Annotated in this window: 29 protein-coding genes; 2 read left to right on the forward strand and 27 right to left on the reverse strand. The window is 46.4% G+C overall.

The window, feature by feature from the left end; translation table 11 throughout:
• Window positions 1-55: 55 nt before the first annotated feature.
• The 13 genes from gcvPB to B3G15_RS02960 all read right to left on the reverse strand — a co-directional run bounded on the left by gcvPB (window position 56) and on the right by B3G15_RS02960 (window position 8,860).
• Complete coding sequence (gene gcvPB, locus B3G15_RS02900; protein WP_029341085.1) at window positions 56-1,525, reverse strand: aminomethyl-transferring glycine dehydrogenase subunit GcvPB; 1,470 nt, start codon at window positions 1,523-1,525, stop codon at window positions 56-58.
• Window positions 1,518-2,864: an aminomethyl-transferring glycine dehydrogenase subunit GcvPA gene (gcvPA, locus tag B3G15_RS02905; protein WP_056060214.1), complete on the reverse strand. Its 1,347-nt coding sequence runs from the start codon at window positions 2,862-2,864 to the stop codon at window positions 1,518-1,520. The genes gcvPB and gcvPA overlap by 8 nt, the downstream gene beginning before the upstream one ends.
• Window positions 2,865-2,877: 13 nt before the next feature.
• On the reverse strand, window positions 2,878-3,960 hold the full coding sequence (gcvT, locus tag B3G15_RS02910; RefSeq protein ID WP_035409121.1) for a glycine cleavage system aminomethyltransferase GcvT: 1,083 nt from the start codon (window positions 3,958-3,960) through the stop codon (window positions 2,878-2,880).
• 184 nt (window positions 3,961-4,144) lie between these two features.
• Window positions 4,145-4,459, reverse strand: a complete 315-nt coding sequence (locus B3G15_RS02915) for a hypothetical protein (protein WP_023467565.1) — start codon at window positions 4,457-4,459, stop codon at window positions 4,145-4,147.
• Window positions 4,456-4,941 (reverse strand): shikimate kinase, encoded by a 486-nt coding sequence (locus B3G15_RS02920; protein ID WP_214857095.1) that lies wholly within the window; start codon window positions 4,939-4,941, stop codon window positions 4,456-4,458. The genes B3G15_RS02915 and B3G15_RS02920 overlap by 4 nt, the downstream gene beginning before the upstream one ends.
• On the reverse strand, window positions 4,934-5,206 hold the full coding sequence (locus tag B3G15_RS02925; RefSeq protein ID WP_231884698.1) for a hypothetical protein: 273 nt from the start codon (window positions 5,204-5,206) through the stop codon (window positions 4,934-4,936). The genes B3G15_RS02920 and B3G15_RS02925 overlap by 8 nt, the downstream gene beginning before the upstream one ends.
• The gene (locus B3G15_RS02930; protein WP_290715461.1) at window positions 5,203-5,496 is read right to left on the reverse strand and encodes a hypothetical protein; all 294 of its coding nucleotides are present in this window, start codon (window positions 5,494-5,496) and stop codon (window positions 5,203-5,205) included. Before B3G15_RS02930 ends, B3G15_RS02925 begins: the two co-directional genes overlap by 4 nt.
• Window positions 5,489-5,848 carry a type II secretion system protein gene (locus B3G15_RS02935; protein ID WP_290715464.1) on the reverse strand — a complete coding sequence of 120 codons (360 nt, stop codon included), beginning with the start codon at window positions 5,846-5,848 and terminating at the stop codon, window positions 5,489-5,491. The genes B3G15_RS02930 and B3G15_RS02935 overlap by 8 nt, the downstream gene beginning before the upstream one ends.
• Window positions 5,849-5,853: 5 nt before the next feature.
• Window positions 5,854-6,315 carry a type II secretion system protein gene (locus B3G15_RS02940; protein ID WP_290715467.1) on the reverse strand — a complete coding sequence of 154 codons (462 nt, stop codon included), beginning with the start codon at window positions 6,313-6,315 and terminating at the stop codon, window positions 5,854-5,856.
• Window positions 6,284-6,595, reverse strand: coding sequence for a competence type IV pilus major pilin ComGC (locus tag B3G15_RS02945; RefSeq protein ID WP_290715469.1), 312 nt, complete (start codon window positions 6,593-6,595; stop codon window positions 6,284-6,286). The genes B3G15_RS02940 and B3G15_RS02945 overlap by 32 nt, the downstream gene beginning before the upstream one ends.
• 17 nt (window positions 6,596-6,612) lie before the next feature.
• On the reverse strand, window positions 6,613-7,554 hold the full coding sequence (locus tag B3G15_RS02950) for a type II secretion system F family protein (protein ID WP_290715472.1): 942 nt from the start codon (window positions 7,552-7,554) through the stop codon (window positions 6,613-6,615).
• Window positions 7,555-7,568: 14 nt separating this feature from the next.
• Window positions 7,569-8,411 carry an ATPase, T2SS/T4P/T4SS family gene (locus tag B3G15_RS02955; protein WP_035398321.1) on the reverse strand — a complete coding sequence of 281 codons (843 nt, stop codon included), beginning with the start codon at window positions 8,409-8,411 and terminating at the stop codon, window positions 7,569-7,571.
• A 62-nt stretch (window positions 8,412-8,473) separates the two neighbouring features.
• Complete coding sequence (locus tag B3G15_RS02960) at window positions 8,474-8,860, reverse strand: Spx/MgsR family RNA polymerase-binding regulatory protein (protein ID WP_023467556.1); 387 nt, start codon at window positions 8,858-8,860, stop codon at window positions 8,474-8,476.
• Between the two features lie 224 nt (window positions 8,861-9,084).
• On the opposite strand from B3G15_RS02960, the gene B3G15_RS02965 reads away from it, so the two are divergent.
• Entirely contained in the window at window positions 9,085-9,348 is a 264-nt protein-coding gene (locus B3G15_RS02965) for a DUF2626 family protein (protein WP_023467555.1), read from the forward strand.
• Window positions 9,349-9,389: 41 nt separating this feature from the next.
• On the opposite strand, the gene B3G15_RS02970 is transcribed toward B3G15_RS02965, so the two are convergent.
• Window positions 9,390-10,007, reverse strand: a complete 618-nt coding sequence (locus B3G15_RS02970) for an MBL fold metallo-hydrolase (RefSeq protein ID WP_058713645.1) — start codon at window positions 10,005-10,007, stop codon at window positions 9,390-9,392.
• A gap of 168 nt (window positions 10,008-10,175) precedes the next feature.
• Here B3G15_RS02970 and B3G15_RS02975 point away from each other — a divergent pair, with 168 nt between their 5' ends.
• Window positions 10,176-10,355, forward strand: coding sequence for a DUF2759 domain-containing protein (locus B3G15_RS02975; protein ID WP_023467553.1), 180 nt, complete (start codon window positions 10,176-10,178; stop codon window positions 10,353-10,355).
• A gap of 359 nt (window positions 10,356-10,714) precedes the next feature.
• On the opposite strand, the gene B3G15_RS02980 is transcribed toward B3G15_RS02975, so the two are convergent.
• From B3G15_RS02980 to pstB, 13 genes are all read right to left on the reverse strand, one after another.
• Window positions 10,715-12,640 (reverse strand): LTA synthase family protein, encoded by a 1,926-nt coding sequence (locus tag B3G15_RS02980; protein WP_023467552.1) that lies wholly within the window; start codon window positions 12,638-12,640, stop codon window positions 10,715-10,717.
• A 216-nt stretch (window positions 12,641-12,856) separates the two neighbouring features.
• Window positions 12,857-13,807, reverse strand: coding sequence for an ROK family glucokinase (locus tag B3G15_RS02985; protein ID WP_290715484.1), 951 nt, complete (start codon window positions 13,805-13,807; stop codon window positions 12,857-12,859).
• 83 nt (window positions 13,808-13,890) lie between these two features.
• Complete coding sequence (locus B3G15_RS02990; RefSeq protein ID WP_023467550.1) at window positions 13,891-14,094, reverse strand: YqgQ family protein; 204 nt, start codon at window positions 14,092-14,094, stop codon at window positions 13,891-13,893.
• On the reverse strand, window positions 14,078-15,115 hold the full coding sequence (locus B3G15_RS02995) for a M42 family metallopeptidase (RefSeq protein ID WP_195865654.1): 1,038 nt from the start codon (window positions 15,113-15,115) through the stop codon (window positions 14,078-14,080). The genes B3G15_RS02990 and B3G15_RS02995 overlap by 17 nt, the downstream gene beginning before the upstream one ends.
• Window positions 15,116-15,275: 160 nt before the next feature.
• Window positions 15,276-15,785, reverse strand: a complete 510-nt coding sequence (locus B3G15_RS03000; RefSeq protein ID WP_023467548.1) for a GNAT family N-acetyltransferase — start codon at window positions 15,783-15,785, stop codon at window positions 15,276-15,278.
• Window positions 15,786-16,041: 256 nt separating this feature from the next.
• Window positions 16,042-16,998 (reverse strand): L-lactate dehydrogenase, encoded by a 957-nt coding sequence (locus tag B3G15_RS03005; protein ID WP_023467547.1) that lies wholly within the window; start codon window positions 16,996-16,998, stop codon window positions 16,042-16,044.
• Between the two features lie 165 nt (window positions 16,999-17,163).
• A complete protein-coding gene (locus tag B3G15_RS03010) occupies window positions 17,164-17,943 on the reverse strand; it encodes a DUF92 domain-containing protein (RefSeq protein ID WP_290715495.1) in 780 nt (259 codons plus the stop codon).
• Complete coding sequence (locus B3G15_RS03015) at window positions 17,937-18,482, reverse strand: 5-formyltetrahydrofolate cyclo-ligase (protein WP_290715498.1); 546 nt, start codon at window positions 18,480-18,482, stop codon at window positions 17,937-17,939. The genes B3G15_RS03010 and B3G15_RS03015 overlap by 7 nt, the downstream gene beginning before the upstream one ends.
• 57 nt (window positions 18,483-18,539) lie before the next feature.
• On the reverse strand, window positions 18,540-18,689 hold the full coding sequence (gene rpmG / locus B3G15_RS03020) for a 50S ribosomal protein L33 (RefSeq protein WP_012369771.1): 150 nt from the start codon (window positions 18,687-18,689) through the stop codon (window positions 18,540-18,542).
• A gap of 104 nt (window positions 18,690-18,793) precedes the next feature.
• Window positions 18,794-20,977: a 1,4-alpha-glucan branching protein domain-containing protein gene (locus B3G15_RS03025; protein ID WP_290715516.1), complete on the reverse strand. Its 2,184-nt coding sequence runs from the start codon at window positions 20,975-20,977 to the stop codon at window positions 18,794-18,796.
• Between the two features lie 32 nt (window positions 20,978-21,009).
• On the reverse strand, window positions 21,010-21,735 hold the full coding sequence (locus B3G15_RS03030; RefSeq protein ID WP_050678393.1) for a DUF4912 domain-containing protein: 726 nt from the start codon (window positions 21,733-21,735) through the stop codon (window positions 21,010-21,012).
• Between the two features lie 107 nt (window positions 21,736-21,842).
• Window positions 21,843-22,505, reverse strand: coding sequence for a phosphate signaling complex protein PhoU (gene phoU / locus B3G15_RS03035; RefSeq protein WP_050678392.1), 663 nt, complete (start codon window positions 22,503-22,505; stop codon window positions 21,843-21,845).
• 18 nt (window positions 22,506-22,523) lie between these two features.
• Window positions 22,524-23,300, reverse strand: a complete 777-nt coding sequence (gene pstB, locus B3G15_RS03040) for a phosphate ABC transporter ATP-binding protein PstB (RefSeq protein ID WP_053454494.1) — start codon at window positions 23,298-23,300, stop codon at window positions 22,524-22,526.
• Between the last annotated feature and the right edge of the window lie 54 nt (window positions 23,301-23,354).

Raw genomic sequence — 23,354 nt, forward strand, 5'->3', positions numbered from 1 at the left:
TCGCAAAAAGAGGATCTCTCCTTCGTCGGAGAGGTCCTCTTTTTTATGAAACAGCTTATGCGTGTACTTCTTGTTTTGGTTCGTAGCGTAAGACTGGTTTTCGAGCAGCAAGTGTCTCGTCCATCCGTTTGACGACCGTCGTGTGTGGTGCGTTCAAGACGACATCCGGTGTCTCTTCGACCTCTTTTGCAATCTGAAGCATCGCATCACAGAAGGCATCGAGTGTTTCTTTCGACTCTGTTTCCGTCGGTTCGATCATGATACACTCCTCGACGTTCAACGGGAAGTAGATCGTTGGTGGATGGTATCCAAAGTCAAGCAGACGTTTAGCGATGTCAAGCGTCCGGACACCTAGTGCTTTTTGACGTTTACCCGACAAGACGAATTCGTGCTTGCAATAGACGTCGTATGGCGCGTCATACGCACCTTTGAGACGAGCCAACATATAGTTCGCATTCAAGACCGCTTCTTTCGAGACGCGAGCAAGACCTGCTCCACCCATCGTCCGAATATAGCTATAGGCACGAACGTTGATGCCGAAGTTACCGTAGAATGGTTTGACACGACCGATTGCTTCCGGACGATCGTAGTCGAGGACATAACGCTCTTCCTCTTTGCGGACGATTGGTTTCGGTAAATACGGAATCAAATCTTGTTTGACCCCTACTGGACCCGATCCTGGTCCGCCGCCACCGTGCGGTCCTGTGAACGTCTTATGCAAGTTCAAGTGAACGACATCAAAGCCCATGTCCCCTGGTCGAGCGATGCCCATGATCGCATTCGAGTTCGCACCATCGTAGTACAGTTTTCCGCCTGCCTCATGAACCGCTTTGGCGATTTCGACGATATCCGACTCAAATAAACCGAGCGTGTTTGGATTCGTCAACATGAGTGCCGCTGTATCGTCACCGACTTTTTTCTTTAAGTCCGCTAAATCAACGAGACCACGTTCATCCGATAAGACCGTCACGGTATCAAATCCAGCGACAGATGCCGATGCGGGGTTCGTTCCGTGTGCCGAGTCCGGTACGAGGACTTTCGTCCGTTTAAAGTCACCACGTGCATGATGGTAGGCCTTAATCAGCATCAAGCCTGTCCATTCACCGTGTGCTCCCGCCGCCGGCTGAAGCGTCACTTCATCCATTCCTGTGATGACTGCGAGTTTTTCTTGCAGATCATACATCAAACCGAGTGCCCCTTGGACACTTTCGACTGGTTGAAGCGGGTGAATGTGTGCAAACCCAGGGAGGCGTGCCATATCTTCATTGATTTTCGGATTGTATTTCATTGTACATGACCCGAGTGGATAGAATCCAGAATCCACACCATGGTTACGGTTCGAGAGTGCCGTGTAGTGACGGACGAGATCCAGTTCAGATACTTCCGGTAGCGCCACGTCTTCCTTCCGTAACATCGAGGTCGGTAACAATTCTTCTACTGCCACCTCATCGACAGTCGGTAACGGTAAGCTATAGGCGATACGACCCGGTTTAGAAATTTCAAAGATCAATGTTTGCTCATTCATGTGTGAGTCCCCCTAACGCTGTCACGAATTGATCCAACTCTTCATTCGTCCGTAATTCCGTTGCACAAACAAGCATTTCATTTTGACGTGCCGCGTCATACGATCCTAACGGCAAACCGCCGATGATCCCGTGATCGAGCAATTGTTGACTCGCACGTGTCGCGTCGATTGGTAGCGTAACGACGAATTCATTGAAGCTCGGTCCATCGTCAACGATCGTAAAGCCAGCCTGTTTCAGCTTTTGTTTTAATGCATGTGCCGTTTGCAAGTTACGTGTCGCGAGTTCCCGGATACCCCGTTTTCCGAGTGCACTCATCGCGATCGAAGCAGCGAGTGCATTCAACGCTTGGTTCGAACAGATGTTAGATGTCGCCTTGTCACGGCGAATGTGTTGTTCACGTGCTTGTAACGTCAGAACGAAACCGCGTTTCCCATTCTCATCGACGGTCTGTCCAACGAGACGTCCCGGAATCTTACGCATCAACGCTTTTGTCGTCGTGAAATAACCACATGTCGGTCCACCAAAGCTTTGTGGAATTCCGAACGGTTGGCAATCTCCGATCGTAATGTCAGCGCCAAGTTTACCTGGCGCTTCTAAGATACCGAGTGCCAGTGGATTCGCAGAGACGATGAACAGCGCACCACGAGCATGAGTCGCATCGGCCAATGCTTGTAGTTCTTCGACACGACCGTAGAAGTTCGGATACTGCACGATGACACAGGCGACGTCTTCGATGGCATCGAGTTGATCGATCCGTGTGACACCTTGCTCAAGCGCCAACGTCTCGACGTTTAGTCCTGGACCGTTCGCATACGTCCGAACGACATCGTGCGCTTCCGGGTGAACGCCGTCTGAAAGAACGATCGTCTTTTTCTTCGTATGGGCACAAGCAAGCATGGCCGCTTCCGCTAACGCCGTGATACCGTCATACATCGACGAGTTCGCGACATCCATCCCTGTCAATTCACAAATCATCGATTGGAATTCAAAAATCGCTTGTAGCTCACCTTGCGAAATCTCTGGCTGATATGGTGTATAGGCAGTGTAAAACTCTGAGCGCAGTAACATATGATTGACGACAGCAGGTGCATAGTGATCATAGATGCCTGCGCCAAGGAACGATGGATATTGTTTCGTATTCATGTTTTGGTCGGCAAGCTTCGATAGCGTCCGAATCAAGTCCGTTTCCGGAAGTGGCACACCGACTTCTTCCAATGTACCGTTATCACGGACGGATGCCGGGATATCAGCGAGTAAATCTTCGATCGATGCTGCACCGATCGTCTGTAACATCGCCTGCTCATCTTCTGCTGTCATTGGTAAATAACGAAAATCCATAGAAATATCCCCCTTATTTCGTGCGACGATAAAACGGTGTCGCTGTTCGTTTCGCTGCTAAACGTTTTCCGCGTACTTCCACTTCAAATTGCTCTTGTTCCGCTACTTCTGCAGGAACGAGTGCCCAAGCAATCGCTTTTCCGACTGTCGGCGGCAACGTACCTGTCGTCACCACACCAACGACTTCCCCGTCATGCCAAACCGGTGCATCTTGACGCGCAATCCCTTTATCGAGTAATTCAAGACCGATCAAGCGTCGCGGTGCTCCTTGTTCTTTCTGTTGCAACAAGACCTCTGAACCGACGAACGGTTTGACTTGTGGTTTGACCGCAAAGCCCATTCCCGCTTCGATTGGTGAAATCGTTGCTGATAATTCATGTCCGTAAAGTGGCAGACATGCCTCAAAACGTAATGTGTCACGTGCCCCGAGCCCGCATGGTACGACACCTTGCTCAAGCAGTGCTTGCCAGACAGCAGGTGCGTCACCAGCTGCCATGTAGAGTTCGAATCCATCTTCCCCTGTGTACCCACTGCGTGAGACGATCATTTCCACTCCTGCAACCGTCCCCCGTTGGAACTTGAAAAATCCGATCTCTGATAAGACAAGTGGTGTCATGCCGGAAAGGATGGCTTCCGCACGTGGTCCTTGGACCGCAATTTGACCATATTGTTCCGATTGATTCTCAAGCGTGACGTCCCCTGTTAGATAGTGACGTAAATGTTGTTCGTCTTTTTCAATGTTCGAAGCATTGACGACGAGAAGATAGTCCGTTTCTGCCAAACGATAGACGAGTAAATCATCCACTGTCCCACCGTCTTCTTGGCATAAGACGTTATATTGCGCTTGCCCCACCGCAATCTTCGAAATATCGTTCGATAATGTAGCTTGTAAAAACGTCAGAGCATCCGGTCCGCTGACGAACAGTTCTCCCATGTGCGAGACATCGAACATGCCGACGTTCTCCCTTACTGCAACGTGTTCTTCTTTAATCGAGGAAAACAAAACTGGCATTTCAAATCCCGCAAAATCCACCATCTTACCGGTTTGCGAAACCGTCTCGAATAACGGTGTTCTTTTCAATGTCGTTTGACTCATACAAATCCCCCTATTTACGAACGTTTTCGCTCTCTCTTCTCTTTAATGTTCCATTTTCAAATCCATCTTACCAATTAAAATCATAATTATCTAGTATTATTCGGAAAAAGGAACATACGAAAAAGAGAGAAAGGACCCTGTCCCTTCTCTCCTATTGTTTCATATTCTTCCCATGAAAGCCATTTCAAAATTGTTTGATTCCGGCAGTTCGTTTGATTTCCTCCTGGAGTCGACGACCTTCCGTCACCAATTGGCTCGCTCCTTGCTTCACACGATTTCCTTCTTCAGTGATTCGATTGATATTCCCTTTGATTTGATCGATTCGCTGCGTCGTATGGTCAATGTTCGTCTGCAAGGTTTGCTGACGAATCGTAAAGCGCTCCATCAGTTGTTTTAACTGCCGAATATCCTGAGACAGCTTCTTTTTGTAAAGACTGAATCCGAACAACACGAGTCCTATGATAGCCAATAAAATAATACCTAACGTAATCCAAATCATGACTTCTCCTCCAATACAGTTTCAATCGCACGCGTTAATTCTTCGATTGATGCCGTTCCTTCAAGTCGGACAGTAGCTACTCCAGCATATAAGGAATAGCGACGTTCAAACAATCGTCTCACTTGTTCCCGTTCTGTCACGAGTGGACGATTCGGATCAGCGGCGATACGTTCCCAAATCAAATCAAAGGGTGTATCGATCCAGACGACTGTTCCGGACTCCTGCATGTACAGTCGGTTCTCTTCCCGTTCGACGATCCCGCCACCTGTGACGACCACTTCCGCATTGCTACTCTTCAACAATTCGCTTTCATGTGTACGAAACCCTGCTTCGCCATGCTCAGCGAAAAAAGCGGTAATCGTTTGTCCATGTTCCTGTTCGAACCGTTCATCCAGTTCGTCGACCTCGTATTGTGAACCCAATCGATGTCCGACGGCTGTTTTACCAGTTCCCATAAACCCAATCAAATAAACCTTACTCATGTGTGACGACCGCCTCGATTCTTTGACCATTCTCTAATCTCGCTTCCATTTTAAAGCCTTTATCGGTCGCTGTACAGCTGACTTGTCCGATTGGGTAGTGGAGCGTCTCGTCCTTCGTACAATCTGCTTTCGCTGCTCGGATGAGAGACTCGAGTTGGAGTGCTTCTTGCTCTAACTGATGATGCCGCATCTCTTCGTCAATCTGCTGACAAGAAATCAAGAGCACGACTCCCATTCCTAGAAGTAACAGTAACGTTTGAATCAAGACGAATCCTTCCTGATGCATCGGAAGGAACGTCTGCTGTCGTTCAACTGAATCGAGAGAACCTCGGCATCCCCTGTCACGACATAGTGTTTGACGTCGCGGGCGTATGTCAGTTCACCTCCCTGTTCTTTCTTGAGACGTAGTTGATCTTGCACACGGACGAGACGCCACTTTTCAGCCGTCTCTCCCGGATTGACGTCCATTCCACGAATCTCGTCTCCGACGCGCTCGCACATCGTACTGCGCCACATCAGTCGTTCCACGGTATGAAAGAACAATTCTTCATTCATTCGGTTGACTTCCGGCGGACGAACGAGTGGGGTCAATGTCAAGATTGCCAGCAGAAGAAGTGGGCTCAGCCATAGGACGAATGACAGTTCGAGAAGGGTCATTCCGGATTCCGCTCGCAAGACACATCGTTTCATTGCACCACGCTCCTTGTTTCAGGACATAGGACGCTGTTCGGTTTTCAACTTGATCCGTCGCCATCTGCTCAAGCTGTTCCGTCTCTTGTTCCCATTTCATTTGTTTCGTCCGTAAATCGAGATAAGGATCAATCGCTAACATCATGAAGATACCGATTGCAACGATTGAGAGCATCACTTCAAGCAAAGAGAAGCCCGCTTGGCGTTCGTTCTGCATACTTCTCACCTCACTTTACGGATTGCCATTTGATAGTTCCCAAGTAAGAATTTGATTTCATATTCGGCTGTTGCCGAACGGCAAGACCAGGTCGCTGCATAGATCGAGTGATAGCTTTTAAAATAGATGATGCGATTCGAGGGCGGAACGGTACACGTATGACCATTTTGGAATGTTCGTTGCCATAACAACCGGTCATCCGCAAGGACAAGATATCCCGTACCATCCCCTCGAAATCGAAACTGCATCAATGCTTGATCTTGCTTTGAGTACTGCATCAGTCGAAGTGTCTGAATATCTTGTTCCATCAGACGAACCTCTTGTTCAAGCGGAATCCAGTCCGGTCGTTTTTCAAACAGTGCCGGCAACAAAAAAACAAGTAAACAAGCAATGATTGTCAGCACCGCCGTCATCTCAAATAATGTAAATCCTTGTTCACTTCGTAAGTTCGCCAGTCTTCGGCTCATACGTATACGTCTCCTGATCACAGACGAGAGCATTCGGTTTATCAGCTGTTCCGCGATTGATCGTCTGAAGCGATTCTGGGTACTTCTTCTCTTTGGCATAGTAAAGGTTTACTTCTGACCGAATGACTCGAATGTTCGCCTCACAACTGACACCTTTCGCCTGGTCTTTTCCACTTGTCATCGTTGGAATCAAAACGAGCAGTAATAACGAAATGATCAATAAGACGGCTGCCATCTCAAGTAAGGTGAATCCATCCTGTCGCTTTAAGAATTGTTTCATCGTATCGTCTCCTCTGTTTAGAATGGAAGCTGCTGTATCGCTAGCTGTATCGGATAATACAAGATGAGAAACAACGTTCCCGTCATGATCGTCAATCCACCGTACAAAATCGGCTCGATCCATAACAACTTTTTCTCTAGTTCCTCTTCCATCGACTCATGTAAGAGTGTCGCTTGTTCAAGCAACAACGGTCCAAGATCGCCACTTTCCCGCGCCAAATGGACGATTCCAATCGTCTCGGCTTCGATGATCTCATCTTCGCCAAGCGCTTCTGCAAGTGGTTCCCCTGCCTGTTGTTTAGCATGTAGACGAGCATAGAGATGTCCTTTTTTATTCGCTTGTCCTTGCTCTAGATGGCGAAAGGTCTCTTCGAGCGAGAAGCCAGCATCGATGAACGATCCTACTTCGATCGTGAATAAATAGCTGTAGTAGAGGCGAATCAAACGCTGTAGCGGTTTCAGTCGTAAAATACGGTTTAACGGAAAGAAGCGAAAAAAGAGGTACCCGGAGGTCAACAAAATAACGGGAATACTTGCGAGCAGATATTTCGCAGAGGGGTGAAGAAGGAGATGAAGAAATGAAGGGAGAGTCTTCGGGTCCGACATCTCGAGGAGAGACGGAAATACGTAGAGGGCGTAAAAGAAGAACAGAAGGAATAGACTGGTCGCTAGAACAAGCGGATACCGAATCATCTTCCAAAACTTCGATCGCATTTCTGTTTCGAGGTCGAGCAGTTTCACGATTTGGCGAAGAACGAGCAACGGGCGCTCTGTCCTTTCTCCAACAAAAAGAAGTCGTTTTAAGGTATTCGTTAACGCAAGCGGTTCAAGAGATGCTGCAAAGGAGTCTCCTTTTTCAAGACGTTGTTCCATTTCTCCGACTACTTCCGCGAACGGATGACGCTCGAATCGTTTTAAAATGAGTAACGTCTCTTTCGCGGAAATGCCTTTTGATAACAAGCGATGATATCGTTTTAAGAACCGACTTTGATCGCGGCTTGTAAGTTTCTGACGGTACAGCGGACATCCTCTCCTTTTCGCTCGAGATGAATGATGCGTTGACAGACAGCCAGTTCTGACTCTTCGATTCCTAAACTGCGCAATCGCAATCGCGCCTCATCAATACTTCCAGCGTGTAACGTAAATAACACGACGTGACCACTAAGTGCGGCATTCATCGTCAAACGTGCTGCCTCTCTCGTCCGCACCTCACCAAAAGCAATCCAATCCGGATCCGCTCGCAATATTTCTTCAAAACATCGCGTAGCAGTGAACCCTGCTTTTTCATTTAGTTCCAGTTGCAAGACGTTTGGTACCGTACACTCCACCGGATCTTCAATCGAGATGATTCGTTTTTCTTCCATCGCACTCATCAAGGAATATAACATCGTCGTCTTTCCTGCGCCTGTCGATCCAGAAATGACGATACACCCGTGTCGTTGTTCAGCTAACCAAGCGAAGTCCAATTGATCGTGTAACGTTCGTAAAGCCGTTTCTTGAGAGACCGTCGAACGATAAAATCGCCACGACATTGCGTCTCCTTGTCGACTCGGTAACAACGAGACGCGCATTCCCTTTTTCCCGTGCGGATACAAACCACTTTGCGGAATCCGCTCATTTTGTTCCTTTAAGTTCGCCTCATAGCGAACATGACTGACAAGCGTTCGATAACGCGTCAATTCCACCTCTTCTTGTTCACACAGACCGTCACCCGTTCGACAAATGATCCGGACGCAAGCTTCATTCGGTACGAAATGAACGTCTGTTGCACCAAGTGATTCGAATCGTTCCATGAGTTGTGTCGTCCATTCCTTCATTTCTCTTCACCTCCCTACCGCAAACAATACACAAAAAAAAGAAGCCGACCAAACCGGCTTCTTTACGATACGTGTGCGATTGTACGATGTTTACGCTTCGCCAATGTCTCAAGACCTGGTTTATCGTATCCGATAACAAGTTGTTTTCCATCAGTGATGATTGGGCGGCGTAATAATTTCGGATTGTCACTCATGAGGCGTAATAACTCACTGAGTTTCATGTCTTCAATATCAATGCCGAGATCTTTGAAGGCTTGACTGCGTGTTGCGAGCAAACTTTCAATCCCATCCGTCGATAATTTCAACAGTTCCATGAGTTCATCAACTGTTGGAGCATTTCTGAACAGATGACGTTCCTCTACATCAACATGTTCCTCTTTTAACCATGATTTCGTTTTACGACATGATGTACAGCTTGGGTATGTGAAAAAGACTAACTCATTCGTCATTTTTGCTCCTCCTCTCAAAGTGTGGGGTTTCATTACAGTTACTATAGCACGCCATTTTAACTTTGTACACCTTTTGTACAACTATTGTACAACTTTTTTTGAAACTTCATCTTTTGTTCACAGTTATTCCTTAACAATCACTAGAACAGGATGGACGGATGATTGTTTGCTTGGTAAAATAAGTACGTATATTGACTATCTGTCGGATTTAGGGGGTTATAGGAATGGGGAGAATGTACCGCGTACTCGGTTTCTGGACTGGTATCATCGCAGTCATGGCATTTATCGGCGCATTGGGTGGCGATGCAAGCTCAAGTGAGCATACGGATTCATTTTTAGTCATGGGCTTCGTCTTCTTAGCACAAACTGTCTTTTTTGCAGCGCTTGGTTACTTGCGCTTAACTGAAAAAACGTATGTCTATATCTTTGGAGCTTACTTAACTGTATTTTTCATCGTCTTTACGTACTGGTCGAACTTCCAGATGTAATGAAAAAACTCGTCATCCTTTTGGATGGCGAGTTTTTTTAATCAGAGGAATGGATTCGATTTCATTTCTTGACGAATCGTCGTACTCGGACCATGTCCTGGATAGATCGTCGTATCTGCCGGTAGTTCCGCGATGAGTCGATCCAGTGAACGCATCAATACGTCTTGATCCCCACCATGAAGATCCGTCCGTCCGACGCCTTGCTGGAACAAAAGATCTCCACCGAACGCGATTCGCTCTCCTTTGAAGTAGAACGTCACACTTCCTGGTGAGTGCCCTGGCGTCTCAAGAACATGCATCGAAAAGCTACCGATCGTCAACCGTCCTGGTTGCAACAAATGGTCTGCTGGTTTCATCCGCATCGGCGGCATTCCGAATTTTGCCGAACCATTCCATTCTGGATTACCGAGCCATCCTGCTTCTTCCGTATGCACGTAGACAGGAGCTTCCGTGAAGCGTCGTAACATATCGACACCTCCGATATGGTCAAAATGCGCATGCGTCAACAAAATCGCTTTTAAAGTCGCTCCCCGACTTTCAATCTCATCGAAAAACCGCATATCTTCTGTACCTGGATCAATGACAAGACATTCCTTGTCTTTAAATAATAAATAACCATTTTCAGATGCCATACCGGAAGTGATCATTACGATTTCCATTCTATAAAACCCCTTTACAATAGACTCTTCTCCTACTATACACGAAATTGTCAAAAGTTCCTGCAACGCCCTCTCGACTTTATCCCGCGAGTCGGATAAACTAAAAAGTGAGATTTAAGTGAAATCTTCGTGAAATTCATAACGTGATTGTTTAAGGGGGAGTACGTCATGCATTTGGATCAACCAATCGGTTGGCTTTTCTTCTTCGTCGCACTCGTCGGCGTTTGGGCCGTCGTTCGTTCACTTAAGAAACGCCAAATGTTTCCACTCGTATTCGCAGGTCTGACTGTCGTCTTATTCGGCTGGTTCGGGATTGCGACATTGATTTACGGCGGTATTCCATCGTAATCAAGATACGCTAAAAAGAGGCTGACTCAAAAGTCAGTATCTACAAAGATAAGGGAGGCAGATTGATGATCTGCCTCCCTTATCTCGTAATAAAAAGAATGACGCGTTACACGCCACTCCTACAGGAAAAAGCGCAATTTTGCGCTGTCAGAGACGAACAAGACCCGCTTTCCTGCTTAAATAAAGCAGGAAAACTAGCTTGTGTCTCGCCAGAGGAAAGGGCGTGAAAAGATGCGTCATTTTTTGGTGTCAGCCCTTTTATTTAAAATCTGATGAGAGATGCCTCGCGCATCTCTCTTTTTATTTGCCTTTCTACAAAAAAAACGAATCCACTCGAAAGTAGATTCGTTCTCCTCATCTTATTTTGAAGTTTGAAGGAAACGGAGCAAGTCACCATAGATGACTTTATCCGAAAGTCCTAACTCCTTCTCGGATTGTTTCGTAGATTGTTTACACATCTCCGCTAACTCTCCATCTTTTACTTCTTCACCTGTCTGACGATCATAACATGTTTCCTGCGTATAGACCGTTTTGTCTGTTATGACGGAACCATCGCGGAACAGCGCATAATCCTTGTGCTGTTTCGAGAAGAGATCGGTACCGAACAATACTTCATTCTTGAAGTCTTGTCCTAACAGGTGAAGCAATGTCGGTTTAATGTCGATTTGGCTCGCGACGTCTTCATGTTTGACACCTTTCGTTTGACCCGGTAAATGGATCACGAATGGTACACGTTGTAATTGTGCAACATCATACGGCGTCAACTCATCTTTGTTCATGAGTTCTGCCATCGCAGCATTGTGGTTCGTCGAGATACCATAGTGGTCACCATAGACCATGAAGATCGTATCATCCCACGTACCATCTTTTTTCAGACCCTCGATGAATTTACCGAGTGCCATATCTTGATACGCTAGTGCCTGAACGTAGTGGTTCAGCGTCGTAGAACTTGTCTCAAGCGGTGGTACAAGTTCATCTTCTGGTTTTGGCATCTCAAATGGATAGTGGTTCGTCAATGTGATGAACTTCGAATAGAACGGACGTGGTAAATCTTTCAACATCGGCAATGACTGTTCAAAGAATTTATCATCGAGCAAGCCCCACTCCGTCAAATCTGCTGGATCACCTAAGTCATAATCCGTCTCTGAGAAGAAACGATCGACGCCAAAGCTATTGTAGACGATGTCTCGGTTCCAGAACGATTTGTTGTTTGCATGGAAAACAGCTGAATAATAGCCATCTTCTTTCAACATTTCAGGAGTTGCCCGGAATTCGTTTTCTCCGTTCGTAAAGAATGCTGCACCGCGTCCAAGTGGATAGATCGAGTTTTCGAGAATGAACTCAGCATCTGCCGTTTTCCCTTGTCCTGTGTTGTGATAGAAGTTATCCCATGAATGCGATTCCTTGATCAACTTATTCAGGTTCGGTGTAATCTCTTGTCCGTTTGGTGCCTTTAATCCAACTGCAAAGGATTGTGCCGACTCAAAGGAAACGACGATGACGTTCTTTCCTTTGTACTTTCCGAACATAGCTGGGTTCGGTTCGGCATGTTTTGAATCAATGAAGCTTTGAACTTCCGACAGTTCAGAACTGTCTGCGAGTGCTTTTTGCGCAGATGTCTTCGACTGAATGAGTGCATCATACATATGGAAGTTAAATGTTCCGATGTTTTTAACGAGCAATTCTCGGTCGAAGGCACGTGTGAGCAATTCTGGACGTTCTGTCTCAGCGAGCGTCAAGTTTCCAAGGAAAACGACAACTGCTGCAACGAATGCGAGAATCGCGCGTCCACGTGACGCAACATTTTTTGACATGTCCATTTTCCGTAGGAAGAACGGTAAGATGATCAAGTCTCCGACGATCAATAAATCGGACCAGTTCAAGAGTGACCCGAGCGACGCAGAAACGGTCTCTGCATTCGATGTTTGGAACAATACCGGCAACGTCAGATAGTCATTAAAGAAGCGGAAGAAAATGATGTCCGCATATAAAATGAGTGTCGCGACGAACAATGTACCGTAGATGAACCATTTTTGAACATTTCCCCGGAAGAAGAAGCTGAACCCGAACATGAAGAGCGCTGAACTAATTGGGTTAATTAGTAGAATGAATGCTTGCGCAGAGTTTGTTACGGGAACGTTGAAGAAAAGTGTATACGCTAAATACGTTTTTAACCAAATCAATAAGGTCGCAATCCAAAAGAGCTTATGCTCTTTATAGGTGCTGCGAACGCCTTGACCCATCTTTAGGCGCATTCGCGACCAGATGTTTGCGTCTTGCTGCATAAAAACCTGCCTCCTAATTTACATGTGCTTTCTGCTTTCAGTTCACACAACTTACATCATAATTTACATATACCCATATCACGTGAAAATTTTACGCTTAGTTTTACAAAAATGCAACTGGAATCCGGAAGATACTTAACAATCACATAATTACTGTACGTTTGTAAACAAAAAAAAGATTCGCCGAAGCGAACCTTTTACTGAAATTGAATATTATCATTTTTTGAGAAACATCTGCTTCGCAAGCCATGCACAGCCGATGACTCCGGCATCGTTTCCAAGCTCGGCAATCTTGAACGTCGTCGATCCGAAAACCCGTGGTAAAGCGAAGCGTTCGAACTGTTGACGGAGTGGTACAAGCAATGTCTCGCCCGCTTTTGAGACACCACCACCGATGACGATGATTTCCGGGTTGATACTGTTCGCTAAGTTGGAGATGGCAAGACCGAGGTGGAACGTCACTTCTTCAACGACTTCCGTTGCGATCCGGTCTCCTTTCTCATACGCTTCGAATACGTCTTTCGCCGTTACTGCCTTGATGTCGTTGAGTAACGTTTCCTTCCCTTTACGCTTCTCAAGACCAAGACGGGCAATTCCTGTTGCTGACGCGATCGTCTCAAGACATCCTTTGCGACCACATCCACATAGGACGCCACCTTCAGGCAACATCGTGATATGACCGATTTCTCCAGCCATTCCGACTGTACCATGCACGATTTGTCCGTTTGTGATCAGACCACCACCGACACCCGTACCGAGTGTGACAGCAAGGAGTTCGGTTGCTCCACTACCGGCACCTTTCCACATCTCACCGATTGCCGCTGCGTTCGCATCATTTTCAATAACAGCCGGTAAACCCGTCAAACGCTCGAATTCACCGATGAGTTCAAAGTTATTCCAACCGATATTGACCGCTTTCTCAACGACACCTGTATTGAAATCAATGAATCCCGGCGCACCGATGCCTGCTCCGACGAAATCTTCTGGTCGTTTATTGCTCTCTTGACACTTCTCAAAGAAGGATTTTGCGATATCTCCAGGAATTTGTACGCCATCATTCAAAACGACCGTCTCGATTTCCCATTTTTCTACGATGATCCCTTGCAAATCCAAAATTGCCATCTTGACTGTCGTTCCGCCGATATCAATGCCGAGTAACCATTTCATTGCTTCGTCTCCCCTATACTCATATAATGTCTGCTTCCTCATTTTACCGGACATAACCCGTTTGCGCAAAGGGTTGCACAACCTTAAATGTTATCGGATTGTGAACGCTTTAATTCATGTCGCAAGATTAGTTTTGCTGAATCGTACTGTCGCTGTTCCAAAACGCCTGCTTCTTGTAACTCATCGAGTTCAAGCATCATCATCGCGATATCGGACGCCCGGTCCCCAAGATAGATGAATGTCCCGTATGTCTTGAGTAATTGCTGTACGTCATACAGTGTCTTCATCGACCATCGGCTCCTTTACATAGGCATGTAGCAAATCATATGTCGCTTGTAACGACGTCTCATGTGTACGTTCGTACGAATGACTCGATTCGATTCCCGGACCGAACAATCCGTGCCGGACGTCGTGACCCGCACTTACTGCTGCCGAGGCATCCGAGCTATAGAACGGATAGATATCAACTTTATATGGAATACTATTTCGTTGTGCTAAGCGCGTTAACTGGTGTCGTAAAGCCAAGTCATATGGACCTGAACCATCTTTCGCACAGATCGAGACCGTGAATTCATCCGAATGCTGACCGTCTCCTAGTGCCCCCATGTCGACCGCGATGTATTCTGCGACCTCGTCCGTGAATCCAGCATTCCCACCGAATCCAACTTCTTCGTAATTTGAAATCAGAATCTGGATCGTGTGTGGTAGCTCGATTGTTTTCCATTCCTTGATCAATTCAAGTAACAAAGCAACGGATGCTTTATCATCGAGATGGCGCGACTTCACAAATCCCGTTTCCGTATAGAGGAATCGCGGATCAAACGTTACGATGTCTCCTACTTCAATCCCCGCAACGCGCGTCTCTTCTGCTGTCGTTGAACGGATATCGAGCCGTACTTCGATATTATCAGCGGATCGTTCCGTTTTGTTCGTCTCGCGCGACGTATGAACACTCGAATGATGGAACACGATCGTACCTGAAACCGTTTGACCGTCCATCTTGTGAATGAGACAGTTCTCACCTTCGATCGCTGTCCAAGCATATCCCCCTAGTTGTGATAAACGAAGTCGTCCTGTTGGTAGAATCTCTTTCACCATCGCTCCTAGTGTGTCGACGTGTGCCGTCAGTAACCGCGTACGCGTTGAAGCACCAGGTAGTGTCGCTAAAATCGCTCCTTTTTCAAGTTTTCGATACGTGACCCCTTCTGCGATCAATCGCTTTTCTACATATGTAATCGCTTCTTTTGTCGAACCTGTTGGACTCGGAATCGAGACAAGCTCTTCAATCGTTCGTATGACTTCTTTCATGTTCATTCGCTCCCTTTCAATCGGACTACGACGTGACATCCGCTTTGTTCTCATGATAACAAATATTCATTCTTTGCCGATACTGATATCCTACGGATACCATACGAAAAAGCTGTAGCACTTTTTTTGCTACAGCTTCTTTCCACATCATCTGAAGAAATTAGACGTACTTCTTCATCCAAATATCATCACGATATGTGCCGTCTTCTAATTTTACGGAATCTGGATCTTCGGCATATACTTCAAAACCGAGCGACTCATAAAGATTTTGTGCGGCCTCGTTCCCTGATAAAACGGCAAGAATGACTTGCTCGACGTCCGGTAACTTCTTCGCTTCCTCGATTAAGGCTTCCATTAAAGCGCGACCAGTACCACCGCGATATTCAGGTGATACGTATACTCCAGAAATCATCGCTTTATGCGATTCACGTGACAATTCATATGGTTTGACCTGACCAAACCCAAATAATGTATCACCGTCGAACATACCAAGCCAAACCTCATCGGAGTCGGGTTCTCCCTCAAGTCCTTCTTGTACTTCGCGGAGCGGGGTTTGCTGTTCATCATCAAACGAATGACCGAATGCATCTGGATGATTTTTTAATCCCTCAAGGCGTAGATTCCAGTATTGTTCTGCATCCTCTTTAGTTAGTTTTCGAAAAGTATACATGACTGTCGGTTCTCTCCTTTTTGGGTATCATGACGTACAAAAAAATGACGTAAAAATGCTTCTATCTCTTACTTAACCCTTTTCTAGTAAAATAAAACCTAGATTTTTTTCTTTTTACTACCGGATGAATAGATGTGATTTTTTATGTATTCGTTCTCTACATCAAAAAAACTCAAGTGTGGACAATATGAAGCAAGTCCGATACTTGAGTTTTTTGCTACTTTATTTCGTAATACCTTCATCATGATGCGTACGCTTATCCTTGCAAGACGGGTTCAAGCGTCTGACGTAATACATCAGCAGAATGATGGAATTTCTTCAACTCTTCTTCCGTCAATGAGACTTCAATGATTTCACGCACACCTTGACGATTGATGATGGCGGGAACTCCAATATGGATACCGGAAATTCCGTACTGCCCATCGACATGCGCACCGACCGTCAATAGACAGTTCTCATTTCCGAGGATGGCACGAACGATCCGAACGAGTCCCAGCCCGATCGCATAGTAGGTTGCCCCTTTGCGCTCGATGATATGATAAGCAGCATCTCGGACGTTGATGTAGATTTGATCAAGATCTGCTTGAGAATAACGATCGTCTTCAGCAAGTAGTTCATCAATCGTTTTTCCATAAATGCGACTGTTACTCCAGGCTGCGAATTCCGTGTCACCATGTTCGCCAAGAATATAGGCATGGGCATTTCGAGAATCAATGTGAAAGTATTCTCCAAGCATTTGACGCAGACGTGCTGTATCCAGCACCGTTCCTGATCCAAATACGCGGGATTTCGGAAGACCAGAATATTTCCAGGCAAGATGCGCCATGATATCAACCGGATTGGAAGCCACGACGATGATCCCATCAAAACCAGAATCCATGATTTGACGAATCATTTCTTTCATGATCAAGGCATTCTTTGCAACGAGATCGAGTCTTGTCTCACCTGGTTTTTGTGGAGCGCCTGCCGTGATGACGACGACTTCCGCTTCGCGGCAGTCTGCGTAGTCGCCCGCCCATATTCGCATCGGTGAAGAGCTAAATGGTGTTCCGTGGTTTAAGTCCATTGCCTCGCCCTCTGCTTTGGCTTTGTTGACATCAATGATGACAAGTTCTTCACAAAGTCCAGCTGTTGACATCTGATAGGCAAAGCTTGAACCGACTGCACCAGCTCCAATGAGGGCTACCCGTGTCACTTTCGCATGTAATTCCATATCGTTATGTCCACCCTTTCATTCGTTATAAGAGTTTGTTAACTATCTCACAAGTAAATTGTAACATCTTTCACATTCTTTGTATCATGTGAAATTAATCACATTTGTCCATTTTGTGTCATTGATATCCTAACATAAGGAATTACATACTCATATACTTTCCAGTTACCAGAATCGAACGATGATAAACCCGATTCCACTTGCCAAACCGCTCGTTAAGACATTGACAGCATCATTCCCTAAAAATCGAATGCCCGAAACGTAAGCTGTCGGTTGACCGTGATGCTCTCGCTTTTCCGTGTATTCTCCACAAACCGTACATCGGTAAACACGTTGCCCTACTGCTCCAAATAGTGTATCCAGCAGACTCCCGAGTACACCGATGCTTGTTACGAGTAAGACGTCTCTTAAAGAAAGAGAAAATATCCAATGCGCTGCTATCGCGATGAACGCAGCTCCTGCGATCGTACCGACCGTCCCAATCAGCGACATCGCTCCACTCGTTCCTGCTGGTACCCGTCGTAACGTTTTGAGAGACCATGGATCACGTTTTGAGAGCGGTCCGATTTCGGATGCCCACGTATCAGCATTCGATGCTGCGATGACGAATAGAAATAACAAGAGATACGCAAAATCCATCGTTATAGCATACGCTAAGGCAGCACCGAACGCTACCCCTCCATTCGCAAGGACCTGCCATCCGTCACGCGCGCCGTCTTTCTCAACGATGGAGTCGACCGATTGTTTTCTGGACTGTCCGACCTTCGATAACAAGCTCGAGCTACCAAAGAAGAGCAAAAGAACTACTAATCCTTGCCATCCAAATCCGAATGAGACACCACTACCGACGAGCAGGGTCATGATCGCACCACTTGTCGTCAATAAACGAAAAGATCGCCCGGTCCAAGCAAGCAATAGACAAAACAAAATGGTCGCGCTCAACATCGGATGACCTCTAAGTCAGTGACGATCAGGTCAACTGGGATATCAAAGGCTTCGACTTCAAAATCGGAAAGAAGTTGTTCAGAAAAGGCAATCGATACTTTACATCCTGCATAGGTCACGAGTGCACGATCGTAATAGCCTCCTCCCCACCCTAAACGATATCCGTCCCGTCGATAGGCGCGACCCGGAACGAGACAAAGCTCTGCTTGAGCAAGTGAAGCCCGACGTGCTGAAGCGGTCGGTTCAGCAATCCCCATCTGATTTGCTTGCAGTTGATCTTCTGGTCCATGTTCATAAAAGACCATCTCGTCTCCCACTACTTTTGGTATCAAGACCGTCTTGCCCTCTTGCCACGCCTGTTCAATCAGCATTCTTGTATCACATTCATTTCGAAAAGCTAATGTGATCGCGACACAGGTCGCTTGTTGCCACTCAGGTAACAACAAAACATGTTCGTGAATCAACCGTTCCTTCTCCGCACGGTTCTCCATCACATCGAGTCGTTCTTTGATCAGACGGCGTACTTCTTGTTTATTCATGACTGTCTTCCTTTCCACAAAAAAAGCCATCACACGAAGTGACGGCTTCCATCTCAATTATTTCACTTCACGGTGAAGTGTGTGCTTACGGAGACGTGGGTTGTATTTCTTCAACTCAAGACGCTCTGGGTTGTTACGCTTGTTCTTTTTAGTGATATAAGTACGGTCACCAGTTTCAGTGCAAGCTAATGTGATTTTAACGCGCATGGGATTCCCTCCTATCTAGCTCTCGATGTATCAAGTGATTTTGCTTTACATAAGGTTAAGCATACTCAAGTATCGTACCAAGAAAGGAAAGGAATTGCAACTGTTCATCCGTTCTTTTTCGGATTCGTCACGTGTTGATATGGTTTTTCAAGGTTCTCTTCAAAACGCAGTGGCTTCTTTTCGACGTGATACTCTTGTTCCACCCCGTGACGTGACTCTTCTCGTTCTAGATAAACGACCGCTGATTGGCGCAACGCATCTCCTTCAAGTCGTTTTAAGGCAACGACCAGACCACCTGAACGATCAGGAGAACGCTCACTTTCGACATCGTAGACGTTACTGACGAGTGGCAACTCTTTGATCTTCGCGATAGCTTGGGCAGCTGATGCGGTCTCCATGTTGAAGTTGTGGATGACTGCGAAATCAACGATCTTACTCAAGGCTTGCGCTTGGCGTAAGAAGGCTAAATTTAGTGCCGCCAGTTGGTTATAGGTCTGAACGAGCGGTAGACCCGTCACTTGCACTCCGTAAACGTGAACACCTTCTTCAAATCGATACGCTTCCGGATGTTCCGTGACGACATAGACGTTCTCACCAGCAGCAGCAAGTCGTCGAGCGAGCTCCGAAGCTGGCCGGTCTGACGCATCATATTGTCGGACGAATAACAAGATGGCGTCCGTATTCCAAGATTTCTCACGCTTCACTGCCACGTAGTAATCATGTGCCGTCAAGAAGACATCCGGTTCAATATCTGAATCTTGAAGGAAAGGATATTCGCGATATCGATCATCCAACCATTCCACCGTCAGCTCCTCAGCATCCAGGCGACGCTCGGTTTCTTCAAAACGTAGGATGTGCTCACGGAAACGATTCGCAGCATATTGCGCTGTCGTCTGTCCATCGAGGATGAACGGCCAGTCGCTCGAGACAGCGAGGAGGTATTCTCGAATGAGTTGACGCTTCGCTTTGACAGTCAACGCATCTTGATGACGATTTCGGGCTACGATACCTGCCAGTCTCTTCTCAAGTTGATGGAGATGACGAATCATCCAGTCATTCCGTTCATTGATCCAGACTTCCGCATAGCCTTTTCGCCCCCACGTTCCCATCGCGACGTGTGCCGTGTCGATGTCCTGGAAGTGACGTTCGAGGAAGATTGCCGGTGAAATCGACTCAATTCCTTGATCTTCTAAACGTTCCATCGCTTTACCGAGGAAGTCGGGACCTTCAAACCACCAGTGACCGAACAATTCGGCATCAAATGGTGCTGTGACAAGAAATGGTGGGAAGTCTTGTCCTTGATGCGCATCTAAATGTTCACCGAGTGCTTGTGCGAAGTCTGCTGCGTGCTCACTTGTCCGTTGCCATGCCCAATCACGGACGTAATAGTCTTTTTGATCCGTTTCTCCTGTTACGCGATGCAATTTCAATCCTGTATCATAACGTAGTCCTTCTGGGTGCATGAACTCAGCGATTTGATCCCACTCTCGATCGTACGCAAGGTCACGATAAAACTCGCGGTAATCCGGATGACCCGGGTATCCGATGACAGAGCTCCAAATCTTCCCGGAAATGATTTGATCACGCGGGAAGAGTGCCACACCGTGCGGCGAATAGACCGGTGCTCCGATTCCGTGTTTCGGTGACGGATCCGCGTTTAAGATGGAATGTTCGTCAACGAATGTATAACGAATGCCCTCTTCGTACAAAATACGGTCAAGTCCTGGCGTATACGCACACTCTGGCATCCAAAGACCAGTTGGACGGAATCCGTAATGACGTTCAAAACAGTTCAATCCTGTCTGAATTTCAGAACGTGCCGCTTGTTCGGACAACATGTGCGGACTGAATCCGTGCGTCGCCGTACACGTAATCAAATCAAGATAACCTTGCTCCTTGTAATGACGGAATGCGCGGTTCAAATCTTTTTCCCAGTGAAGGAACGTATTCATTAAGTCTTGATAACGGTCTTGATAGAAAAGAAGCGCATCTCGTTCCTTTTGAGCAAGCTCTCGTTTTAGTTCCTGGCGAATCAAACGTAACGTATCCTCGATATGCTCGATATACCGCTCTTGAATCAATGGATCGGCAAGCATCTCGATGACGGGTGGTGAAATGCTGACCGTCCAGCCGAGCGGACGTGATAAGCGATCGACCTCCCACAATAATGGGATGTAGGTTTCTGAAATCGCTTCATACATCCACCGTTCTTCTAGACGATGTGCCTCTTCATGACGGATATATGGTAAATGTGCATGTAAGACGAGTGAAAAATATCCTTTTCGCATAGCTTCTCTTCCTTTCCCTCTCTCTAATTCCATTACCGGACGCGATCGAAATAGGAATAAGGACGTAATACTTCGACCCATTCCGGTTGTTCGACCTCTCCATATTGCCAATGATGCACGACTTCCGCGAACCGTCCGTCCGTGACTGGCTCGTCACGTGGCGTTTCGACTGGTTTTGAACGCAGTACTGGGACAAAGTCCCCGTCGATCGTTTGAATGCCCCATTCAATGATGTATGTAGTATTCGGGGCGACTGGTCGAACGAACCAAGCATTCGTCATTTCTGGTAGCTCGAACTGATACGTCCGATTTGCCTGTCCTTGTTCGTATTCAACAAGCGTAATATCAATGATGCGTAATTCTTTACGGAACGAATCAAACGTCGTGTGATAGTGCGTCTCTAGCAACTGTTTCGACAGTTCAGATAATTCCCAGTAGACGTATAACGCTGTCGGTGACTGAACGATGGCGTGGAGGATGTCATCCTCGTAATGTGTCGCCATTCCAAACGCATCGCGTTCTAGCGAAGGTACCACTTGCACAGACGGTACGACGTCTAATACCGGTGCAGTCGACTTTTTCGTCTGCTTGACCGTTTTTGATTTTACTTTCGGCGCTGCTACAGAAGGTTGTTCTGTTAACGATTTACGATATTTAGTCCAAGCATATTTGATTTTCCCTTCAGTCGTATCCAATTGAGCTGCGATTTGTTTTGTTGTCAGCCCTTGTTCCTTCATTTTAATGATTTGCTCAAGCATTCCCAATCACCTCTCTGTCATTATTCACTTCTTTCCTATTCTACAAACGTGTTTCGAATCCCTTTACAAAAAAAGTAGGCAGAGGAAATTCCTCCTGCCTACTTGATTCATCCGTTTAAATCATAATGTTTTCCTTTTTCGAGATAGATCAAATGCTCCCCGACGTTCGTCAAGTGATCACCCATCCGCTCGATGTAGCGGCAAATGTTCGTGAATTGCATGACTTCATCGACGACGATCGGCTGAAGTGACATATGACGCATGTACTGGCGAAGTGCCTTATATGTCGTCTCATCAATGACGTTATCGAGATCAGACAAGGCTTTTGCTTTCTCGACATCTCCGTCACGATAGGCGACGATCGCAGTTTCCGTCATATCCAGTAATGTCTCGAATGCTTCCTTCAACAAAGAGATATCAATGACATACGGGAACGTTTCGACACGAAGAACCGCTTTTGAGATATTCCCCGCATAATCTGCAATCCGTTCGAGATCCGACGAAATTTTCATCGCGGTGATGATTCGTCGTAAATCCGTCGCAACGGGTTGTTGCTTCGCGATTAAGAGAATCGCATCATCGTTGATTTCAAGTTCAAGATCATCGAGTTCATTATCGTTTTCGATGACACCACGCGCGATGTCTTGATCATATTTTTCGAGTGCTTCTGCCGTTGTTGCGATCTGTTGCATCGTCTTACGAGCCAGTAAAAAGACCTTTTGATCGAGTATTGCAAGATTTTCTCCAAAAATCGTACGGTTCGCTGCCATTCGTCTCGTCTCCCCTTCTTATCCGAATCGTCCTGAAATGTAATCTTCCGTCCGTTTGTCACTCGGATTTCCAAAGATCCGGTCTGTTTGATCGAACTCGACGACTTCACCATTCAAGAAGAACGCTGTTTTGTCCGAAACACGTGCAGCCTGTTGCATGTTGTGTGTCACGATGATGATCGAGTAGTCTGATTTCAACTCTTGGACGAGTTCTTCTACTTTTAATGTAGAAATCGGGTCAAGTGCCGATGTCGGCTCATCCATCAAGATGACATCTGGCTCGATTGCAAGGCAACGCGCGATACAAAGACGTTGTTGCTGACCACCAGAAAGACCATAAGCATTTTCGTTCAAACGATCTTTGACTTCATCCCAGATCGCCGCACGGCGTAAACTGCGTTCGACGATCTCGTCGAGGATTTTTTTGTTTTTGACACCGTGGACACGGGGACCATAAGCGATGTTGTCATAAATTGATTTTGGGAATGGATTCGGTTGTTGGAAGACCATTCCGACCGATGTCCGTAATTCTTCGACACCGTATTCTTTATCAAAGATATTGCGTCCGTGATACTCGATTGCACCATTCGTCCGTACGATCGGAACGAGTTCGACCATTCGATTCAATGTTTTGATGAATGTCGATTTCCCGCATCCAGACGGTCCAATGATTGCCGTGACTTCATTTTTCTTAATGTCGAGATTAACATCTTTCAGCGCATGATCGTCACCGTACCATAAGTTTAAGTCTTTGACGTTATAGACGCTCTCACGTGCTGCTACTGGTTGATTCATACGCTCTGTCCCTTCTGTAACGACTGATTTCGTATTCAGCTTCGTATCCATCAT

It is taken from the genome of Exiguobacterium sp. UBA1053 (assembly GCF_002316465.1).
GTDB lineage: Bacteria > Bacillota > Bacilli > Exiguobacteriales > Exiguobacteriaceae > Exiguobacterium_A > Exiguobacterium_A abrahamii.

Bases quoted from the DNA above. Each gene is read 5' to 3' on its own strand.
- gcvPB (WP_029341085.1), bottom strand. From the start codon at position 1,525: ATGAATGAGCAAACATTGATCTTTGAAATTTCTAAACCGGGTCGTATC.
- gcvPA (WP_056060214.1), bottom strand. From the start codon at position 2,864: ATGGATTTTCGTTATTTACCAATGACAGCAGAAGATGAGCAGGCGATG.
- gcvT (WP_035409121.1), bottom strand. From the start codon at position 3,960: ATGAGTCAAACGACATTGAAAAGAACACCGTTATTCGAGACGGTTTCG.
- B3G15_RS02915 (WP_023467565.1), bottom strand. From the start codon at position 4,459: ATGATTTGGATTACGTTAGGTATTATTTTATTGGCTATCATAGGACTC.
- B3G15_RS02920 (WP_214857095.1), bottom strand. From the start codon at position 4,941: ATGAGTAAGGTTTATTTGATTGGGTTTATGGGAACTGGTAAAACAGCC.
- B3G15_RS02930 (WP_290715461.1), bottom strand. From the start codon at position 5,496: ATGAATGAAGAATTGTTCTTTCATACCGTGGAACGACTGATGTGGCGC.
- B3G15_RS02935 (WP_290715464.1), bottom strand. From the start codon at position 5,848: ATGCAGAACGAACGCCAAGCGGGCTTCTCTTTGCTTGAAGTGATGCTC.
- B3G15_RS02940 (WP_290715467.1), bottom strand. From the start codon at position 6,315: ATGAGCCGAAGACTGGCGAACTTACGAAGTGAACAAGGATTTACATTA.
- B3G15_RS02945 (WP_290715469.1), bottom strand. From the start codon at position 6,595: ATGAAACAATTCTTAAAGCGACAGGATGGATTCACCTTACTTGAGATG.
- B3G15_RS02955 (WP_035398321.1), bottom strand. From the start codon at position 8,411: ATGAAGGAATGGACGACACAACTCATGGAACGATTCGAATCACTTGGT.
- B3G15_RS02960 (WP_023467556.1), bottom strand. From the start codon at position 8,860: ATGACGAATGAGTTAGTCTTTTTCACATACCCAAGCTGTACATCATGT.
- B3G15_RS02965 (WP_023467555.1), top strand. From the start codon at position 9,085: ATGGGGAGAATGTACCGCGTACTCGGTTTCTGGACTGGTATCATCGCA.
- B3G15_RS02970 (WP_058713645.1), bottom strand. From the start codon at position 10,007: ATGGAAATCGTAATGATCACTTCCGGTATGGCATCTGAAAATGGTTAT.
- B3G15_RS02975 (WP_023467553.1), top strand. From the start codon at position 10,176: ATGCATTTGGATCAACCAATCGGTTGGCTTTTCTTCTTCGTCGCACTC.
- B3G15_RS02980 (WP_023467552.1), bottom strand. From the start codon at position 12,640: ATGCAGCAAGACGCAAACATCTGGTCGCGAATGCGCCTAAAGATGGGT.
- B3G15_RS02985 (WP_290715484.1), bottom strand. From the start codon at position 13,807: ATGAAATGGTTACTCGGCATTGATATCGGCGGAACGACAGTCAAGATG.
- B3G15_RS02990 (WP_023467550.1), bottom strand. From the start codon at position 14,094: ATGAAGACACTGTATGACGTACAGCAATTACTCAAGACATACGGGACA.
- B3G15_RS02995 (WP_195865654.1), bottom strand. From the start codon at position 15,115: ATGAAAGAAGTCATACGAACGATTGAAGAGCTTGTCTCGATTCCGAGT.
- B3G15_RS03000 (WP_023467548.1), bottom strand. From the start codon at position 15,785: ATGTATACTTTTCGAAAACTAACTAAAGAGGATGCAGAACAATACTGG.
- B3G15_RS03005 (WP_023467547.1), bottom strand. From the start codon at position 16,998: ATGGAATTACATGCGAAAGTGACACGGGTAGCCCTCATTGGAGCTGGT.
- B3G15_RS03010 (WP_290715495.1), bottom strand. From the start codon at position 17,943: ATGTTGAGCGCGACCATTTTGTTTTGTCTATTGCTTGCTTGGACCGGG.
- B3G15_RS03015 (WP_290715498.1), bottom strand. From the start codon at position 18,482: ATGAATAAACAAGAAGTACGCCGTCTGATCAAAGAACGACTCGATGTG.
- rpmG (WP_012369771.1), bottom strand. From the start codon at position 18,689: ATGCGCGTTAAAATCACATTAGCTTGCACTGAAACTGGTGACCGTACT.
- B3G15_RS03025 (WP_290715516.1), bottom strand. From the start codon at position 20,977: ATGCGAAAAGGATATTTTTCACTCGTCTTACATGCACATTTACCATAT.
- B3G15_RS03030 (WP_050678393.1), bottom strand. From the start codon at position 21,735: ATGCTTGAGCAAATCATTAAAATGAAGGAACAAGGGCTGACAACAAAA.
- phoU (WP_050678392.1), bottom strand. From the start codon at position 22,505: ATGGCAGCGAACCGTACGATTTTTGGAGAAAATCTTGCAATACTCGAT.
- pstB (WP_053454494.1), bottom strand. From the start codon at position 23,300: ATGAATCAACCAGTAGCAGCACGTGAGAGCGTCTATAACGTCAAAGAC.